Consider the following 17,374-nt stretch of genomic DNA (forward strand, 5'->3'; position numbering starts at 1 on the left):
GTCATGACAATTATCTGCGCTCCGACTCGCAGCAGCCTTCTCAAAGCTCTTTCTCTAGAGGGCAGGCCACGGCTGGATTTTCCCAGAAGTTTCAGCCAACCGGTTTAGTTCAATCGCAATACCAAAACAAGCAAAACCAAGCCGGTTTCTCTTCTTCCGTCGGAACGCAATCCTTCCACACGGCCAACTACCGCGGAAACCAAGCCGGTCACGACAACTATTTGCGCTCCGATTCCCAGAATCCGTCGCAAAGTGCTTCGTTCGGCGGCGTGAGCCAAGGAATCAGCCAAAACAGCTTCGGTCAAGGAGTTAGCCAAAGCTTCCAAAGTTACGGAAGCCAGACCAGCCCTCAATCCTTCCACACGGCCAACTACCGCGGAAACCAAGCCGGTCACGACAACTACTTGCGCTCCGATTCCCAGAATCCGTCGCAAAGTGCTTCGTTCGGTGGCGTAAGCCAAGGAATCAGCCAAAGCAGCATCGGTCAAGGAGTTAGCCAAAGCTTCCAAAGTTACGGAAGCCAGACCAGCCCTCAATCTTTCCACACGGCAAACTATCGTGGAAACCAAGCGGGTCATGACAACTACCTTCGTTCCGATTCGCAAAATCCTTCCCAGAGCGGGATTCGTTTCTAACCTAACTGCCATTATGCGGGCCTAACTTAGGTCCGCTTCTTTCTACATCCAGACATGGAGGTGTTACGAACGATGCCGACCGGTAACGAACAGATGACATCGGACCGCAATCTGATTTCGGAGAAGGAACTTCTCTACTTGAAGGATTTTATGTCCTGGGAACTGCTGGCTATGAAGAAATGCAACGAAACGGCGAATGCCTGTACGGATCCTCAGCTAAAGCAGCTTATCAAGCAGGTGGGAGAGAAGCATAAGCAGCACTATCAGTCGATATTAGCTCATCTGCAATAATCCGTTAAGAAGAAGGAGGCGGCTTACAATGAGCGTACAAATTGCCATGCCTAAATCTCCGCAGGAGCCTCAGGTCAAGGGGCCGGAGATGAATGACCGGGACCGGATTAATGAAGTATTATCCTCGATAAAATATATGACCGTCGGGTACAATATCGGTTTGAACGAAATGCAGAATCCGAAGCTCCACCAAACGGTAGGCCAAATTTTGCACGAGTATCATCAAATGCAGTATCAGGTGTTCGACCAGATGTTCCAGCGCGGCTGGTACAAAATGAAAGCTGCGGATCAACAGGAAATCAGCCAGGCTCATACCCAGTTCAGCGGCTACAGTACCCAATTCCCCAACTTTCAATAACCGATAAAGCAAAGCCTGCCCATTGAGCGGGCTTTGCCTCTAACATCTAAGTTGTAAGCATTTTCATAACAATAATGGGAAGATATAAACTTTACAAATGAAGCCGCAAGCTTTACCATCTAATAATGGAGTACAAGGAACAAGCAATTTAATGAATGAATACAACCAGCCCGGGAAAGGAGGGCAGGAAGCGGAAATGAACTGGATGGGAACTTTGCAGCAATTGGGCCGGTCCTTAATGATTCCGACCATTGCTTTGCCCGTTGCGGCGGTCTTTCTGTGCCTGGGAGCGCTGCCATGGGATTCGGCGGGGCTTGGCAAGCTGGGGGATTTATTTATTTTCTCCGGCGATATGATCTTCACCTATTTGCCGTTTTTGTTTGCAGTAGGGGTTGCTCTGGGTCTTACCGGCAGCGCAGGCATTGCGGGAATGTCCGCTCTTCTGAGCTATTTTCTATTAACGCAAATTACTCAAAAGTATATGGAACCTGAACTGCAAATGGGGGTCACCGGCGGCATTGTTATCGGCATATTGACCGCTTTGTCCTACCATCGGTTCAAAAATATCGAATTGCCCGAATACATTCAATATTTCGGAGGGCCCAGATTCGTACCGATCTTTGTCGGAACGGCGACTATTTTTCTGTCGATGGTCATCATCGCGGTCGGTCCGGTCGTCGAGCAGACGATACAATCTCTCGGAGATATGCTGTTAAGCTTGGGAGGGTTCGGAGCCTTTATATACGGTGCCGCTTACCGCCTGTTGGTTCCATCGGGGCTTCATCACATTCTTAATAACGTATACTGGTTCCAGATCGGAACGTTCGAGCGCGCGGACGGAACGACGGTATTCGGGGATCTCCCCCGCTTCTTCGCCGGAGATCCGGAAGCGGGAGTCTTCATGGCGGGACTGTACCCGATTATGATGTTCGCTCTTCCGGCCATTGCCTTGGCTATCATTCAAGAGGCCCGCGAGGATCTGAAGCCGAACATCCGCAAAACCTTCTTGACAGCGGCGCTTGCCTGCTTTCTGACTGGAGTAACGGAACCGATTGAATTTGCCTTTTTATTTGTGGCGCCGTTCTTGTTTTTCATCCATGCTATCCTGTCCGGGCTGTCGATGTGGATTGCCTACGAGCTGGAGATCCGACACGGCTTCTCGTTCTCGGCCGGATTGCTGGAATATATTATTAACGGGCACCTGTCCACCAAAGGGCTGTGGTTAATTCCTATCGGGCTGTTGTTCGGAATAGCCTATTATGTGCTCTTCCGCTGGGCCATCCGCCGCTTTCAACTGCCGACGCCGGGCAGGGAGGAAGGCTCTCCATTGGAAGAATGGGCAGGGGATATCCGTTATCGCTCTCCGCTTATTTTGCAGGCTCTGGGCGGCAAAAATAATATAAAGACTATAGAAGCCTGCATTACGCGTCTGCGCCTTACTTTGCAGGACGATAAATTGATCGACACCACTGCATTAAAGCATTTGGGGGCCGCCGGAGTCATCCGTCTGGGTGGCGGAAACGTCCAGGTGGTGTTCGGTACGTTCTCGGAATTGATCCGTGAGGAAATCATCAAGGTGACGCGGACGGATCTGAAACAGGTGTTGTTCAATTCTCCGGTCCAAGGCAAGATGATTCCGCTGGAGGAGGTTCCCGACCAGGTTTTCTCCAGAAAAATTGTCGGCAACGGCGTCGCATTTATTCCTGAGCGGGGAGAACTGGTGTCTCCGGTTGCAGGCAAGGTAGTTCATATTCATCCGACCATGCATGCGATTGGTCTGGAGACAGAGCATGGCCTGGATGTCCTGCTTCATATCGGAATCGATACCGTACAGCTTGACGGTAATTGGTTTACCGCCGCTGTGCAGGAAGGAGACGAAGTTCTTCCGGGACAATTATTGATTAAATTCAATCTGGCCAAAGTGAAACAGAACGCCAAATCATTGGCTACACCTATGCTGATCACGAATACGGAGAGAATCAAGTCCTGGAGCTTTGCTCCCTTTAAATCGGTTAAGAAAGGTCAAGGGGCCGTCATGTCCGTCGTGTTAAAAGAACAAGCCGCAGCAGTTGGAGGTCATTCTGATGATTAAAGGAATTGGAGCGTCTGCCGGTATCGCGATAGGAAAAGCGATTGTCCTGCCCAGTTGGGAATGGAATCTGCCCGATAAACTGGTGGATGTGGGCGACTTGGCTTACGAATTTGAAAAGCTGTACGAAGGAATTCAGATATCGAAGGTAGAATTGGAGACGATCAAACAGGATATCGCCGAGCTGATCGGCGAAGAAGAATCCAATATTTTTAATGCCCATTTGGCCATTCTGGAAGATCCCGTCTTTATGAACGAAGTTCAGGCCATTATGCAGAGGCAGTACAAGGCGGCGGAAGTGGCCGTCAAGGAAACGATAGACAAATTCGTCGGCATGTTTGATTTGCTGGATGACGAGTATATGAAGGAACGGGCGGCCGATATCCGCGATGTCGGGAACCGTCTGCTGAAGCATTTGCTGGGCGGGTTCGAAGATACCCTTCCGGAGCAAGACAGCCCTTATGTGCTCGTGACTCGGGAGCTTACCCCCTCCCAATGGACTCACCTGGACCCTTCCAAAATTTTGGGGATCGTTACGATGGTCGGGGGGATGAATTCCCATGCGGCCATTATGGCAAGGGCGATCGGTATCCCGTTCGTCCTTGGACTGGACGGAAAGCTGAAGAAGCCGATTCAAACCGGAGATATGATTATTCTGGACGGGGAAGAAGGGCTGGTCTTTGTCAATCCCGATGAAGAAACGACGAATCACTACCGTAAGCGCAAGGAGATGATTCTGGCCCATCTGGAAAGCCTGCAGCAATTGGTCGATGTGCCTTCAGTTACGCTGGATGGCAAAGAGATCGAGCTCAAGGCCAACATCAGCTCGGTGAAGGAGCTGGAGCAAGCTCTGAAGACAGGCGCCCGGGGAGTGGGGCTCTTTCGGACGGAATTTTTATATATGGACCGCAATTCCCTTCCGCCGGAGGAAGAGCAGTTTGAGGTTTACAAGCAGGTGGCCGAAATGCTGGATGGCCAATCCCTGGTGATTCGGACTTTAGACGCCGGCGGAGACAAGGATATTCACTATATCGATCTTCCGGAGGAGGAAAATCCGTTCCTCGGCTATCGGGCCATCCGAATTTCTCTGGACCGCGAGGAGCTGTTCAAGACCCAGTTGAGAGCCATTCTGCGCGCCAGCCATTACGGCCATGTAAAAATTATGTATCCGTTCATCAGCTCGGTTCAGGAATTCCGGGAGGCCAACCGTCTTCTCGAACAGGCCAAGCAGGAATTGAGAGAACGGAATGTACCGTTTGACGAAGAGATTAAAGTCGGTATCATGATCGAGGTGCCGGCCGCAGCGATGACTGCCGATCTGTTGGCGAGGGAAGCGGATTTCTTCAGCATCGGTACCAATGATCTCGTTCAATATTTGTTGGCTGTCGACCGGATGAACGAGCATATCGCCCACCTGTACGATCCGTTCCATCCGGCGGTTATAAGACTGCTGAGGCAGACGATTGAAGCGGCCCAACAATGCGGAATCCCCGTCAGCGTGTGTGGAGAGCTGGCAGGAGATCCCAAGGTTCTGCCAATGTGGCTCGGCTTTGGCATTGAGGAGCTGAGCATGTCCGTCAAGACTCTTCTTCCGCTCAAGGAACGGCTTCTGAAGAGCTCGGTGGAGCACAGCAGAAGAGTGGTGGAAGACATCCGACATTGCACGGGCAGCGATGAAATTCGCCGGCTGCTCGAACAATGTTATAATAATAGTCATCCGAAGCAAATAGATTAAACCGGGAGGAGAAAACCGTTATGAATTTATCGGGCTATAAGATTCTTGCTTTCGTCGATGAGGAATTCGAAGATTTGGAGATGTGGTATCCGGTTTTAAGGTTAAGGGAGACCGGGGCAGAGGTAGATCTGGCCGGTCCCGAGGCGGGACGGGTTTACAAGGGGAAGTACGGAGTTCCCTTGGAGACGAATTGCTCGTTTGAGGAAGTGAAATCCTCAGACTACATAGGGCTGTACGTGCCGGGCGGCTGGGCACCGGATAAACTGAGAAGGTATTCCTCCGTGCTGCAGCTTACGAGGGAATTTCATGAGGCGGGCAAGCCGATTGCCCAAATCTGCCATGCCGGCTGGGTGCTTATCTCCGCGAAAATTGTGGACGGCTATACGATGACCTCCACTCCTGGAATTCGTGATGATTTGGAAAATGCCGGCGCCACCTGGGTGGATGAGGAAGTCGTCGTCGACCGCAATATTGTGTCCGGACGCCGTCCGCCGGATCTGCCTGCTTTTGTCAAAGAATACATTCGCGTTCTGGACGAATATACAAAGAAGTGAACAGACAATTTTGGATCCGGTGGACGCCGGCAATCATTTGGATGGCTGTCATTTTCTATTCATCTTCCAGGACGGGAAGCAGCATGAACAAGCTGCTCCCTTTTTTTCAGAAATTTATTCCTTCCATGCAAAGTTTCGATTGGGGGCATTTTATCGCTTACTTCATACTGGCGCTGACGTATTTGTGGGCTCTGGATGACGGCAGGCCCTCCTGGAAAATTAAAGCGGCCGTCATCGGCTTATGCGTTTTGTATGGAGCCACTGATGAGTTTCATCAGCTTTTTGTGGACGGACGCCAGTCCGATTGGAAGGATATCCGCAATGACGGGATCGGGGCTGCCATTGCAATGCTGCTGATCTCTATTAAGCCGGTCTACCGCCAATACGCCAAACTGCCTCATTCCAAAAAGTGCTAGCCCCGCGGGAGAAGGATTTGAACCTTGAAGATAGAATACCCAAGGGAAGTAGAAACAGATGGTGCCGCACCAGAGGAGTGAACCAATTGCAAAAGCAGTGTATTTGCGGAGAGACGATGGCCGTTCATCTGCGAACCGTAATTTATCAGAAAAAAATTGAAATTGACCATGTGCCGGTCTATACTTGCCCCGGCTGCTCAGCGAGCGAGGTTTATCCGGATGTCAAGAACGACCTGACCGACTTGATCTCGGCCTATGACGCTTATCCCGGCCGGCTCCGCCTTAACTTTGAAGAAACCAGTGAACTGGCTTATCTTATTAAGAAAGCGGCCGACCGCGAATATTGGAACGAACCGGTTCAACAGATCATCGACGGGCGGATCAACGAACTGCTCGATATGCTGTTATTGGCCCAATCACTGGAGGATAACCACTGGGCGGAGCAGGTAAGGAAGAAGCTCGGGCAGATCGCCAGTTATTCCCAAACGGTTAACTTTACATAACGTCCTGCCTTCCGCGCGGACAACCTTTTGAAAAAAGTCAATGAAAATTGGCTTTTTTCTTTCATTTTTGTTAGTATAAATCCAATAGTAATCTTTTCGAATGAGGAGAGGATTCCAATGGGAAACGTAGTCCAATTGAATACGGTGGAGGATTGGCAGTCGAAGCTCCGGTCGTCCTCGGACAAGCCCGTGTTTGTGTTTAAGCACAGCACCCGCTGCCCGGTCAGCGCCGATGCTTATGATCAGTATATGATCTATATGAACCGTGAGCCCAATCCGGAGGTGGAATACTGTCTTGTTCACGTAGTCGAATCCAGACCCGTATCCAATGCCATCTCTGAAGCCCTTTCACTGAAGCACGAATCTCCGCAGGCTATATTGATTAAGGACGGGAAGGTAGCCTGGCATACTTCTCACTGGAGAATCACGAAGGAGTCCCTGAAGGAGAATTTGAAATAGCCGTTAGTCAAATGAAATCCGTTTCCCTGGATATCCGAATGAAGCGGATGATCGCCCTTATGGAAAACAATGGAACGGAAAATTTGTAAAATGTATTAAATTATCGTATTATTAAGCTAATCGGATATGCTAGTAAATTAATTTTATATAGATGGAGCGAATCAAAGTGACCGTAACCATATATGATGTAGCACGAGAAGCCGGAGTTTCCATGGCAACTGTTTCCAGGGTTGTTAATAACAACCCTAATGTAAAGCCGCAGACCCGCAAGAAGGTTTTTGAAGCGATTGAGCGGTTGGGCTACCGTCCCAACGCCGTTGCCCGTGGGCTGGCGAGCAAGAAGACGACGACTGTCGGAGTCGTCATTCCCGACATTTCCAACATGAATTTGGCGGAAATCGCTCGGGGAATTGAAGATATTGCCACCATGTATCACTACAATATCATCCTCTGTAATGCCGACAAGAAGAAGGATAAGGAAATCCGCGTCATTAACACGCTGCTGGAGAAGCAGGTGGACGGACTCCTCTTCATGGGCGGAACGGTGACGGACGAGCATATTCAAGCTTTCAAGACATCGTCCGTGCCGATCGTGCTGTGTGCGACAACAGACGATAATAATACCATTCCGGCTGTGGATATCGATCATCAGCAGGCCGCTTACGATGCGGTCAAGCTTCTTGTCGATAGCGGCCATCGCAAGATCGGGATGATCAGCGGCACGCTGCAGGATCCTTCGCTTGGATTTGCCCGTTACCAGGGATATAAGCAAGCTTTGGAAGAATCGGCTATTCCGTTCAATGAAAATTACGTTCGTGTCGGCAATTACAAATACGAGTCGGGAATCGAAGCGATGAAATATTTCCTCGCCTTGGAAGACCGGCCTACCGCCGTGTTTGCGGCTACGGACGAGATGGCGATCGGGGCTATCCACGCCATCCAGGATGCGGGATTGAAGGTACCCGAAGATATTTCGGTAATCAGTGTCGACAACAGCCGTATGGCTTCCATGGTACGGCCTCAATTGACCACTGTAGCTCAGCCGATGTATGATATCGGGGCGGTATCCATGAGACTGCTGACCAAATTAATGAATAAAGAGACGACCGATCAGACCAAATACGTGCTTCCGCACACGGTGATCGAGCGCCAGACGGTTGGTCAGGTATAATCCCGGGATGGGTGATCGATACGACCGGCACAAGGCATCATGATATCACTAGATCGGAAGGAAGAATACAATGGGATATCGGAAACTAGGACTTATCGGAGCGATGGAAGAAGAGATTGAACGATTTCATGGCGGGATGGAGAACGTCGTCACGGAGGAAAGAGCTGGAATCCGCTTTGCCTCCGGACAGTTCGCGGGAATGCCGGTCGTTGTCTGCAAGTCCGGGGTGGGCAAGGTTAATGCCGCGGTCTGCACACAGATCTTGATCGACCGTTATGAAGTGGACGCCGTTGTCTTCACCGGAGTCGCCGGGGCAGTTAATCCGGCTCTCAATATTGGGGATATCGTCGTATCCACCGAGTGCATCCAACATGATATCGATGTGACCGCTCTAGGGTTTGAACGCGGGATAATTCCTTATCAGGACAATTCCATCTATCAAGCCGATGAGAAGCTGCGTCAGCTTGCTTTGGATTGTGCGAACGAGCTGTTTCCCGGTCGGACGGTCAGCGGCCGGATTCTGTCCGGCGATCAGTTTATCGCTGACCGGAGCTTGGTTAGAGAACTGCACGAAACCATGGACGGAGCATGTACGGAAATGGAAGGAGCCTCTGTCGCTCAAGTATGCGAGATGAACAAGATTCCGTTCGTCGTTATCCGCTCCATGTCGGATAAGGCAGATGGCTCGGCACATGTTAATTTTACGGAATTTACCCGGTTGGCGGCGGATCATTCGTACCAAATAGTAGAGAAGCTGGTATCGAGGCTGGTCGGGTAATAGCTGACTATTTTGGTTCTATATGATTATGATAACGACAAGACTTCCCTTCGGGGGAAGTCTTGTTTTATTTAGCGCTGAAATTTATAGCCGATTCCGCGAACCGTAACGATATACCGATGGTGTCCGCCATCTTCCTCAATCTTACGCCTTAGATTGTGGATGTGGACCATAACCGTGCGCGGATCGCTCCAGCCATCCAATCCCCAAATGTGTTCATAAAGCTGCTCGACGCTGAACACCTGTCCGGGATGTGCCGCCAGCAAAAACAACAGCTGCCGTTCTTTCGTAGACAAAGTCACCGGCTGCCCATTCAAGAGCACCTCCCATCCGTCAAAGGAAAGTTTGAGACGACCGTCGCTCCACGTTTTTCGATCTTCCGCAGCTTGGATATGCTGCTGTTCTCTATGAGGAAAGCTGCGCAGGCGTGCCTTCACCCGAGCGACCATAATATCCGGGTCGAAAGGCTTGGTGATGTAATCGTCTCCGCCCAGCTCCAAACCGCGAATAATGTCCTCCCTTTCGCTGCGGCTGCTGAGAAAAATTACAGGCACCGCGCTTTCCGGCTTGATCCCCTGTATCCACTCGGTCCCTTCTCCGTCGGGCAGCATAATATCGCATATGATCAGGTCAGGCTTCCGCTCTGCCCACATTTGAGAAGCTGTCTTCAGGGACGGAGCTGTCCTTGTGGAATAATATTGACTGCGTAAATAAATAGAGATTAAATCTGCAATATCTTCATCATCTTCAATAATCAGGATGTCCTGATCTTGTCTGGACGCTTGGGGATCCATCTGTGTCATCCCTTTCTTTTGCTATCCATCGGGAGATAGAAGCTGAATTCACTGCCTGCACCCGGCTCACTCTCTACCCAAATTTTCCCCTCATGGTAATGAACAATTTCCTTACAAATCGCTAGACCCAGACCCGTTCCGCGATGCTCTGCCCCCGGCGGCTGCACAGCTTGGCCAAACCGTTCGAAAATAACCCTGTGCATCTGTGGGTCAATTCCCGTGCCTGTATCTTTTACCGTAACGATTGCACAACCGCTGCCGTCGGCAGCTTCTCCCGGCTCTTCCAGCCGTAATATCAGACTGACGGTTCCTCCTGACGGAGTATGCCTGATCGCATTTGAAACGAGATTGGCGAGTACCTGCTCTATGCGGATTCTATCTATCAGGACTATATATCTTTTATCGGCATTTTGCTCCTGCGGCAGCACTATTTGACTGTGTATCCCTTTCTCCAGCAGCTCCCATTCATACTTCACAAACAGCTCTTTGAAATAAGATATCGGGCTGGTTTCCATCATATGAAACTGCGCTTGTTTCGTCTCCAGCTTGGTCAGTTCAATCAAATCATAAATAAGCCGCTCGAGAAGAAGACTGCGTTCATAGATGCGATTCGCATATTTCGGAGCTTCCGAAGTAATGACCGCATCCCGCAGCGCTTTGGCGAACCCTTTGATCGATGTGATCGGAGTTTTCAGCTCATGTGAAATGTTGGACAGAAGGCGAAGCCGGAATTGTTCCATTTCCGCCATGCGTTCGTAGGCTTTTTGGAGTTTGTCGTTGCTTTCCCGCAAGGAAAAGGTGCGCTCTTCCACGGTGCGTTCCAATGAACGGTTGGTTTCCTGCAGTTCAGCCGTTAATCGCTCTGTTTCCAGCATCGCCCGCGAGAAACGGGCCGAAAGATTGAGCGCCTGCGTCAATAAAAAAGCAAACAAACCAATCGACAGCAAATCATCGGTAGCCAAAAAGCCGCTGTAAAACAGCATATCATTCAAAGCAAAGACGGTAAAAAACAAAAATCCGACCGCATTGGTCAGCGAGCCCTTGCGCCGCCGAATCGCCGACAGCCCGTAGATGTAAATGGCGTACAGCAGGACCGGCAGCAGGACGCCCCATATGAAAGCAGTCAAATAATGCGTGTACACGCGTGCCGGAAGTGCCAATACAAGGATCATACACCCAAGCAGCACCGCGCCCCCTATCCGGGGTGCCCAGCTAAACGATTCCTGCGGGTATTCCCGATGCACGAACAAGAGCAGCGTCAGCGCTGTCATGCTAATGGACAGATACTCGGTCTTCACCGCCCACTCCCAAGGCAGGCCGGGGAGCAGGAACAACGCTGTCGATTCCCCCAGCACGATGGTGCGGACACCTACAGAGAGACATAACAAGCCGAATAACAAGGCGGATAGCTCCTGCCTCCGATTAAAGTAAACAAATAAGTAGTACAGGCCCATAACGAAAAAAATGCCTACGATAAAAACCTGTGCGGCTACCCGCGCAACGCGAATCCAGGAAATTGCCTCAGCCGTGCCAAACTCTATAGATTGCCAAATTCCTGCATTCCTCTGTGAAAAGTTGGATATCTGAATAATGATTTCGTTCCATCCAACCTGGGGCTCAAAATAGATCGTCTTCGGGAAACTGCCGGGCTCTTCGCCGGAGCGATCGTTCCCCACTATGCCGTTTCCGCCCTTATGGCTGCCATTAATCCAGATTCGGTAGCTTGATGCTATGCTTTTCGGATAGATTCCCAATGTCTGCCGGTCACGGGTAAGCGTCTCGTCAAGATAGACCCTCAAGCGAAACGTGGCATAACCTTCGTGGGGCACAGGCTCTCCGGCATCTTTCAGCATGTAATCCGTCCATGGGCCGGGCACCGACACCATTTGGGGCTCGGGCAATGTGGCCGCCGAGCTGCGGAAATCATCCGGCCCGAGCAGGGCGTTCCAATAAAACTCCCATTCGCCATCTAAAGCTGCCGCCGTCCGTTTGCCCTCGTACGGCCAAGCGAAAAAAAACATCTCGCCCCGCTTCGCTTCATTGAAAGCCGTGCCGGGTTCAACCGATGAGGCTTGTATTCCCGCTTCATCTGAGAAAGCATTTGCGTTAAAAGCAGGCAGGAGGAAAATCGCCAGGACCGCAAGTACGAGCAGGGCACGTAACACCCTCTTTTCAAAATTGGATGGTTGCTCCACTACAGGATTATTTGAATTGATCGACACTGCATTCCATCCGCCTTCCCTAGCTGGCCTATCGGCTATCTTCGGCTTCATTATAGCAGAGCACTGGCTAGCCTTGGTAAATTTCCGCCACTTTTTTTTCAGAGAATTAAACAAAACTTAAACTACGCCTGATACGATACCCTTGGCCTTGGAAAGTCATTATCTGAACGTGGAGGAGACCTTGACAGAATGAGCTTCTATTTTTCCGTCTGTTCAACTTATAATTACCACTCCAAATATATCGATTTTCTGCTAGAGCATTATACCGAGCTGCAGCTGCCCTATCCTTTCGCCGTGACGCTTGGCTATATCGCCAGCCCGCTGTTAATGGGCAATGAAGCGGTCCTGGCCTTTAATGATGAGGATCAGGTCGTGGGTGCGTTCGGATATATCCACGGGACCGGAGAGAAGGATTACAGGGATGTGCAGATCATCCAAATTCAGTCGGTTTATATTACTAAAGCCTATCGTGGTACCGGTTTGTTCGTTCAGGGGCTGCAATTTTTGCTCGAACATGTGAGCATGCAGCCAACTGCTGTTGAAGAATTGCGCTTTTGGGCGCCCAACCAGCCGGATTCCCATAAACTGTTTTCCAAATTCGCCACCCTGGTTGCAGGCAGACACAGTGAATCGGTGCCGGTATCAGAATACCGCCTATCTCCCGAAGAACTGAGGACTTACCTGGCGAAGTTCAAGCAGCGCATCTTCAGCTGAAGCTTACGCTGCATTCAGAAGTCCACTTTCAGCCAGCGCTGATCCTTCATTCGGAGCGTCCCCCCCCTTAGTGAAGAGATTGCTCCTAATTGATGGACAGAACACTCATTATCCGAGACAGCAAGGAGGAACAAGCATGTGGGGAGTTATTCGCCAGTTGGCCGGTTTCTTACGCCCATGCGGTTGGCGGTTTGTTCTGTTTTTTCTAACCGCATCCGTCGAACTGACCGTTCTTGCCCTGGCGCCACTCAGCTTCAAGTTCATGATCGATGAAGCGATTGACCCGAACAATGCCAGTGCCTTCTGGCTCATTCTCGCAGTTCTTGGAATCGGCGGAATCGTTGGTGTCGGCTGCGGCTTCCTCAGCGATCGGCTGCTGGCCAAAATGAGCGCCATCGTTCAACGGGAGCTGCGGCTCAAGATGTTCAAACAAATCCAGCGCCTGGACACCCGATCGGAGGCTGCCGGTCACAAAAATGAAATCGTCTCCCGATTCACGCTGGACTTGCCTGCGATCGATGGGGCGATGATGTCCATTCTTACGATTGGCCTTCAATCGTTGGCGGTCATTACCATTAGCGCAGCTATTTTGTTCACCCTGCAATGGAGCATGGCACTGATTATTCTGGCGGGAGCCAGTGTAATCTATCTGGCGCCTTATCTGCTTGGCGGGAGGGCGCGGGCGGCTTTTGCCGACTATCGTAAAGGACTGGACGGAATGGCAGGGGATGTCCAGGAAAGCCTGAACGGACGCATGATCATTCAAGGCTTTGGTCTGCAAGCCACGTTCATCGGCAGGTTCGAGGCACGGCTTAAATCGCTGTTTGTCAGCCACTACCATAAAAATAAGATGGCGGCCTCGCTCGATCGTCTGCCGATCGCAAGCTTACTGGCAGTCAATTTTACAATTATCGGCTTTGGCTCCTATCTGGCGCTTAATGGGCACATCAGTCTTGGCGCTTTGGTTGCCTTCTTCACCATTTACACATCGATGGGCAACTCGGTATATAATCTGACCGCCATCCTGCCTTCCTTCGCCAGTGCCCGGGTAAGCCTTGACCGGTTATCCGCTTTGCTGCTGGAAGAGGAAGATGTACGCGGAACAGAAGTTGGCGGCAGCGGAAACAGCGGGAACGGGCTTAACCGGGAAGGCCGGGCAGCAGCCTATACTGCCGGGGAACAGCTCGCAGCGGCATCCGCAGTGGCAGCTTCCACGGTAAATACGGAAGCTGAAGCCCGCACGAGGTACGCTTCGAACGTGGTTGATCCAGGCGCTGATTGTCGGGCAGGTGCTCAACGGGGGGGATTCCTTCGCAGCCCGTCCATCAAGGCGGATCAGCTCCGGTACGCCTACAATCCCGGCAAGACCGTGATAGATGGCATCAGCTTCGCCATCCCGGCGGGAACGACCGCTGCTTTCGTCGGCCCGAGCGGCTCCGGCAAGAGCACCGTACTGCTGCTGCTCCTGGGCCTGCTGCGTGCCCAAAGCGGAAGCTTGACTATGGACCGGGAGAGGCTGAGCTGCATCGACGAGGAACTCTTCCGCCAAAGCATCGGAGTCGTGTTTCAGGACAGCTTCCTTTTTCGCGGTACGCTGCTCTACAATTTGAAGCTCGGCAAGCCGGACGCATCCCTTGATGAAGTGATCGAGGCGGCACGACAAGCGGACATCCACGAGTTTATCGCCCAACTGCCGCATGGATATGAGACCGTGGTGGAAGAGGACGGCGGCAACTTCTCCGGGGGCCAAAAGCAGCGTATAGCCTTGGCCCGCGCACTGATAAGGAAGCCGTCCCTGCTGCTGCTGGATGAAATGACCGCCTCGCTTGATCCTTTAGCCGAAGCGGCTGTATTGAAAACTATACGAAAGCTGGCTGGCCAGCAAACGATGGTCATCGTATCCCACCGGCTGGCCACGATTGCCGGGGCGGATCAAATTTTTGTGCTCGAGAACGGTCAAATCGTCGAGAGAGGGCGGCATGAGGAGCTGCTTGAGAGAAACAAGCTGTATGCTTCGATGTGGGCCCGGCAAACCGAGGGAACGGAGTCTCGTAAATACGTGGTTTAACAGAAACACCTTTTGAAAAGGCAATCCAAATAAAAGCAGTCACATCAAAGTAAAGGAAACAGCGCTGCAGTAAAAGCGCGGGCTTATCAGAAGGAGGCGCGGCCATTATGCGGAGGGCACATGCCAGTCGGTGCATGGAGGATGCCGATTACGCCCGGTTTACCCGATTTTATTTGAGCAACAGCGAGGAACTGGATAGGGACTACACACTGCATGACGCTTTGCTGAACCTGATGCATACATTGCCGGACTCTCACATTATGCTGTTTGATAATGACGAGGGAGAGTTGATCGGATTCATCCAGTACCAATATGGCGGGGACCCCGATTCGGCCGGAGTGACGTTAACGATCGATGCCGCCATCCTGGCGTCGGCTTACCGGGGGTCGAGAGTGTTTTTTGCAGGATTTCGTGAATTCCTCGAACTGATCCTGCGGGAGAAGCCGGACGTCAAGCTTGTCCAGTTTTACGCTCTGGCTGATCATCGTTACCTTAACCGGTTATACAGCAAGTTTGCCAGGCCTTGCGGTGTCCGTCAGAGCAGTCACCGAGACGTTGATGAAAACCGGTACGTTCAGAGCATGGAGCAGCTGCTTCAGTATTTTCGACTATAGCGTTCCGTCCATCTCATGAAAGGAGGTGATTGTCCATGGTTCCAGCACGTCCCGATATCAGAAAAGGAGGCGGCAGCAGGATCTCCTTCCTGCAAAAGCTTAAAGAAAACGAAGCAAGCCGTATCGTCATTCCTGCCAAGGCTAACTAATCTTATGATTACTTAGCCTCTAAGTGGGCTAATGTTCGCGGCGCGAGCCGCACCCTAATACGGTGTTTGTGATAAAACAGTCGAGACTTTCTCTCGGCTGTTTTGTCGTTTGGTTCGGAATGAGGTTAGGCGTCTTCTAGTGCATTATTCAGAAAGAAATTCTAATTAGTGAACGATATTCCAATTGAAAAAACATAATTATTCTACAAATTCTAAAAAATGTATGCTATTCAATGACCGTTTAAAATTTTAGAATGAACACGAACAGCTTTGTAAGCGCTTCATTTTTTCTATACTTATTATCTTTTGAAGGAGGTAAGTTAATGAAGAAAGTGCTTCTTGTTTGCTGGGTGTTGATGCTTTTCTGTTCTTTGGCGTTTCCGATGCCGTCCTTGCTGGCCCAGAGTGCGGGGGAACCGGCGGTCCTCGAGGATGAGCTGCCGGCTGGAACCACCATTCTGGAGCCGGTCCAAACCGGAACACTGCATGCGAATATGCTGGAAAACGCCGGGTTTGAAGTGCCCTCGTCGGATGGAACGATTCCGGGGTGGATGATAGGAGAAGGCGGAGATAAAAGCTTTGGTCTATCGTCAGCAGAAGGAACGTTCATGGAGGGCAAGCGCAGCTTGAGAATCAGCGGCTCCGGCGGGGAGCAAGCCTCGTGGCTTTACAGCAAGCCCGTCCGGGTAACATCCGGTCAACTGATCAAGGCGTCGGGGCATTTCCAGGTGCGGCAGGGTAAGCTCCATTACGCTATTCAGGCGTATTCATCAGCGGATCAGGCGCCGGAGTTGTTTGCCAAGCAGAGCATTCAAACCTTGGAAAGTGACGGCCATAACGAATGGCTGCAATCCGAACTGTCCATGACCGTTCCCGAGGGGGCAGAATATATTCGGGTTGTCCTGGGAACGGTTCCCGGAGAGAGTGCGGAAGCCTACGTTGACCAAATGAACGTTGACGCGGGTGTATCTTTTGACATGACGGATTGGGGCCCGCCGATTGAAACGGTTGTCAATTCCCGTGCCGTATTTACTCAGGAAAACGGCAGGAACATCATGTACATGAATTTAAACGGCTCCTCCGCACACCTGGCTAAAATTGATTTGGACTCCCTTACACTGCTGGATCAGGTAGTCCTTCCGGACACGTTGATCCGGGCATTGGCACTGGGGGCGGACGGGAATGTCTATATAGTGGGATATAGTTCGGGCAAGCTGATGAAATATGATGTGCAGAGCTCTACAGTAGAGGTTTTAACCAATATCATGGCGGGGCATAATGCCTTTGACATGGTGGCCACTCCTGACGGCAAGCTGTATGGCGGTACCTATTCCCGATTGGAGGACGATTTCGGACGGGCTTTCGAATACGATATTTATACCGGGAAATTTACCGATTTAGGGGTTGTCCGGAATGGAATGAAGTATATTCATTCTATAGCATACGATGAAGTGCATGATGCCGTTTATTTCGGACTGGCTACCGATGCTTATATCCGAAAATATGACCGAAAGCAGGGGCAATGGTCGGGAGAATTTATCCCGCTTCTGTATGACGGTAAAAATTTTACCGATCTGTATAAATACACTTTTGATCTGGATGCCATAGACGGTCTGGTTTATGCCCGATTATCCCAGTTGAAAATTCCTGGAGCGGGTACAAGCGTGGTAGATCTTGTCCTCGATTCGGCCAGCAACGATGAGGTCATAGGCACGTTCCCGAATAACCAGGCCCGTGAGGTTTCTCCCTCTCGTTTCAATATTACACTAATTACAATGGGGTGAACGGCCGCTGGCTGGCTTATTATGACCTGGAAGATCTGCA

The 17,374-nt window shown here is 51.0% G+C and carries 17 protein-coding genes; 14 read left to right on the forward strand and 3 right to left on the reverse strand.

Features of this window, described 5'->3' with window-relative positions; all coding sequences use genetic code 11:
* Window positions 1-104: 104 nt before the first annotated feature.
* Complete coding sequence (locus ACTHRH_RS12875) at window positions 105-647, reverse strand: hypothetical protein (protein ID WP_186328219.1); 543 nt, start codon at window positions 645-647, stop codon at window positions 105-107.
* Between the two features lie 60 nt (window positions 648-707).
* Here ACTHRH_RS12875 and ACTHRH_RS12880 point away from each other — a divergent pair, with 60 nt between their 5' ends.
* The 10 genes from ACTHRH_RS12880 (at window position 708) to ACTHRH_RS12925 (ending at window position 8,989) form a co-directional block, all read left to right on the forward strand.
* A complete protein-coding gene (locus tag ACTHRH_RS12880; protein ID WP_144933608.1) occupies window positions 708-926 on the forward strand; it encodes a hypothetical protein in 219 nt (72 codons plus the stop codon).
* Window positions 927-954: 28 nt separating this feature from the next.
* Window positions 955-1,284 carry a spore coat protein gene (locus tag ACTHRH_RS12885; protein WP_144933607.1) on the forward strand — a complete coding sequence of 110 codons (330 nt, stop codon included), beginning with the start codon at window positions 955-957 and terminating at the stop codon, window positions 1,282-1,284.
* Window positions 1,285-1,480: 196 nt separating this feature from the next.
* Window positions 1,481-3,376, forward strand: a complete 1,896-nt coding sequence (locus ACTHRH_RS12890; RefSeq protein WP_144933626.1) for a glucose PTS transporter subunit IIA — start codon at window positions 1,481-1,483, stop codon at window positions 3,374-3,376.
* Window positions 3,369-5,108 (forward strand): phosphoenolpyruvate--protein phosphotransferase, encoded by a 1,740-nt coding sequence (gene ptsP, locus ACTHRH_RS12895; protein ID WP_144933606.1) that lies wholly within the window; start codon window positions 3,369-3,371, stop codon window positions 5,106-5,108. The genes ACTHRH_RS12890 and ptsP overlap by 8 nt, the downstream gene beginning before the upstream one ends.
* Before the next feature lie 20 nt (window positions 5,109-5,128).
* Window positions 5,129-5,662 (forward strand): type 1 glutamine amidotransferase domain-containing protein, encoded by a 534-nt coding sequence (locus tag ACTHRH_RS12900; RefSeq protein ID WP_144933605.1) that lies wholly within the window; start codon window positions 5,129-5,131, stop codon window positions 5,660-5,662.
* Window positions 5,659-6,078 (forward strand): VanZ family protein, encoded by a 420-nt coding sequence (locus ACTHRH_RS12905; protein ID WP_255453000.1) that lies wholly within the window; start codon window positions 5,659-5,661, stop codon window positions 6,076-6,078. Before ACTHRH_RS12900 ends, ACTHRH_RS12905 begins: the two co-directional genes overlap by 4 nt.
* An 86-nt stretch (window positions 6,079-6,164) precedes the next feature.
* Complete coding sequence (locus ACTHRH_RS12910) at window positions 6,165-6,581, forward strand: hypothetical protein (RefSeq protein WP_379288250.1); 417 nt, start codon at window positions 6,165-6,167, stop codon at window positions 6,579-6,581.
* 117 nt (window positions 6,582-6,698) lie between these two features.
* A complete protein-coding gene (gene ytxJ, locus ACTHRH_RS12915; protein WP_144933603.1) occupies window positions 6,699-7,040 on the forward strand; it encodes a bacillithiol system redox-active protein YtxJ in 342 nt (113 codons plus the stop codon).
* A gap of 166 nt (window positions 7,041-7,206) precedes the next feature.
* Entirely contained in the window at window positions 7,207-8,211 is a 1,005-nt protein-coding gene (gene ccpA, locus ACTHRH_RS12920) for a catabolite control protein A (RefSeq protein WP_379288247.1), read from the forward strand.
* 70 nt (window positions 8,212-8,281) lie between these two features.
* Window positions 8,282-8,989: a 5'-methylthioadenosine/adenosylhomocysteine nucleosidase gene (locus ACTHRH_RS12925; protein ID WP_440415862.1), complete on the forward strand. Its 708-nt coding sequence runs from the start codon at window positions 8,282-8,284 to the stop codon at window positions 8,987-8,989.
* Between the two features lie 71 nt (window positions 8,990-9,060).
* Here ACTHRH_RS12925 and ACTHRH_RS12930 read toward each other — a convergent pair whose 3' ends face one another.
* Window positions 9,061-9,783: a response regulator transcription factor gene (locus ACTHRH_RS12930; RefSeq protein WP_379285440.1), complete on the reverse strand. Its 723-nt coding sequence runs from the start codon at window positions 9,781-9,783 to the stop codon at window positions 9,061-9,063.
* A 5-nt stretch (window positions 9,784-9,788) separates the two neighbouring features.
* Window positions 9,789-12,005: an ATP-binding protein gene (locus ACTHRH_RS12935; protein WP_440415864.1), complete on the reverse strand. Its 2,217-nt coding sequence runs from the start codon at window positions 12,003-12,005 to the stop codon at window positions 9,789-9,791.
* Between the two features lie 189 nt (window positions 12,006-12,194).
* On the opposite strand from ACTHRH_RS12935, the gene ACTHRH_RS12940 reads away from it, so the two are divergent.
* The 4 genes from ACTHRH_RS12940 to ACTHRH_RS12955 all read left to right on the forward strand — a co-directional run bounded on the left by ACTHRH_RS12940 (window position 12,195) and on the right by ACTHRH_RS12955 (window position 17,334).
* The gene (locus tag ACTHRH_RS12940; protein WP_144933599.1) at window positions 12,195-12,719 is read left to right on the forward strand and encodes a hypothetical protein; all 525 of its coding nucleotides are present in this window, start codon (window positions 12,195-12,197) and stop codon (window positions 12,717-12,719) included.
* A gap of 136 nt (window positions 12,720-12,855) precedes the next feature.
* Window positions 12,856-14,787, forward strand: coding sequence for an ABC transporter ATP-binding protein (locus ACTHRH_RS12945; protein ID WP_144933598.1), 1,932 nt, complete (start codon window positions 12,856-12,858; stop codon window positions 14,785-14,787).
* Between the two features lie 107 nt (window positions 14,788-14,894).
* Window positions 14,895-15,401, forward strand: coding sequence for a GNAT family N-acetyltransferase (locus ACTHRH_RS12950; protein ID WP_440415867.1), 507 nt, complete (start codon window positions 14,895-14,897; stop codon window positions 15,399-15,401).
* A gap of 472 nt (window positions 15,402-15,873) precedes the next feature.
* Window positions 15,874-17,334, forward strand: a complete 1,461-nt coding sequence (locus ACTHRH_RS12955) for a hypothetical protein (RefSeq protein ID WP_440415869.1) — start codon at window positions 15,874-15,876, stop codon at window positions 17,332-17,334.
* Window positions 17,335-17,374: the final 40 nt, after the last annotated feature.

It is taken from the genome of Paenibacillus sp. SAFN-117 (assembly GCF_051966115.1).
Taxonomy (GTDB): domain Bacteria; phylum Bacillota; class Bacilli; order Paenibacillales; family NBRC-103111; genus Paenibacillus_L; species Paenibacillus_L residui.

Excerpts from the sequence above, each read along its gene's own strand:
- ACTHRH_RS12875 (WP_186328219.1), bottom strand. The coding sequence starts at position 647 with ATGGCAGTTAGGTTAGAAACGAATCCCGCTCTGGGAAGGATTTTGCGA.
- ACTHRH_RS12880 (WP_144933608.1), top strand. The coding sequence starts at position 708 with ATGCCGACCGGTAACGAACAGATGACATCGGACCGCAATCTGATTTCG.
- ACTHRH_RS12885 (WP_144933607.1), top strand. The coding sequence starts at position 955 with ATGAGCGTACAAATTGCCATGCCTAAATCTCCGCAGGAGCCTCAGGTC.
- ACTHRH_RS12890 (WP_144933626.1), top strand. The coding sequence starts at position 1,481 with ATGAACTGGATGGGAACTTTGCAGCAATTGGGCCGGTCCTTAATGATT.
- ptsP (WP_144933606.1), top strand. The coding sequence starts at position 3,369 with ATGATTAAAGGAATTGGAGCGTCTGCCGGTATCGCGATAGGAAAAGCG.
- ACTHRH_RS12900 (WP_144933605.1), top strand. The coding sequence starts at position 5,129 with ATGAATTTATCGGGCTATAAGATTCTTGCTTTCGTCGATGAGGAATTC.
- ytxJ (WP_144933603.1), top strand. The coding sequence starts at position 6,699 with ATGGGAAACGTAGTCCAATTGAATACGGTGGAGGATTGGCAGTCGAAG.
- ACTHRH_RS12925 (WP_440415862.1), top strand. The coding sequence starts at position 8,282 with ATGGGATATCGGAAACTAGGACTTATCGGAGCGATGGAAGAAGAGATT.
- ACTHRH_RS12930 (WP_379285440.1), bottom strand. The coding sequence starts at position 9,783 with ATGGATCCCCAAGCGTCCAGACAAGATCAGGACATCCTGATTATTGAA.
- ACTHRH_RS12940 (WP_144933599.1), top strand. The coding sequence starts at position 12,195 with ATGAGCTTCTATTTTTCCGTCTGTTCAACTTATAATTACCACTCCAAA.
- ACTHRH_RS12945 (WP_144933598.1), top strand. The coding sequence starts at position 12,856 with ATGTGGGGAGTTATTCGCCAGTTGGCCGGTTTCTTACGCCCATGCGGT.
- ACTHRH_RS12950 (WP_440415867.1), top strand. The coding sequence starts at position 14,895 with ATGCGGAGGGCACATGCCAGTCGGTGCATGGAGGATGCCGATTACGCC.
- ACTHRH_RS12955 (WP_440415869.1), top strand. The coding sequence starts at position 15,874 with ATGAAGAAAGTGCTTCTTGTTTGCTGGGTGTTGATGCTTTTCTGTTCT.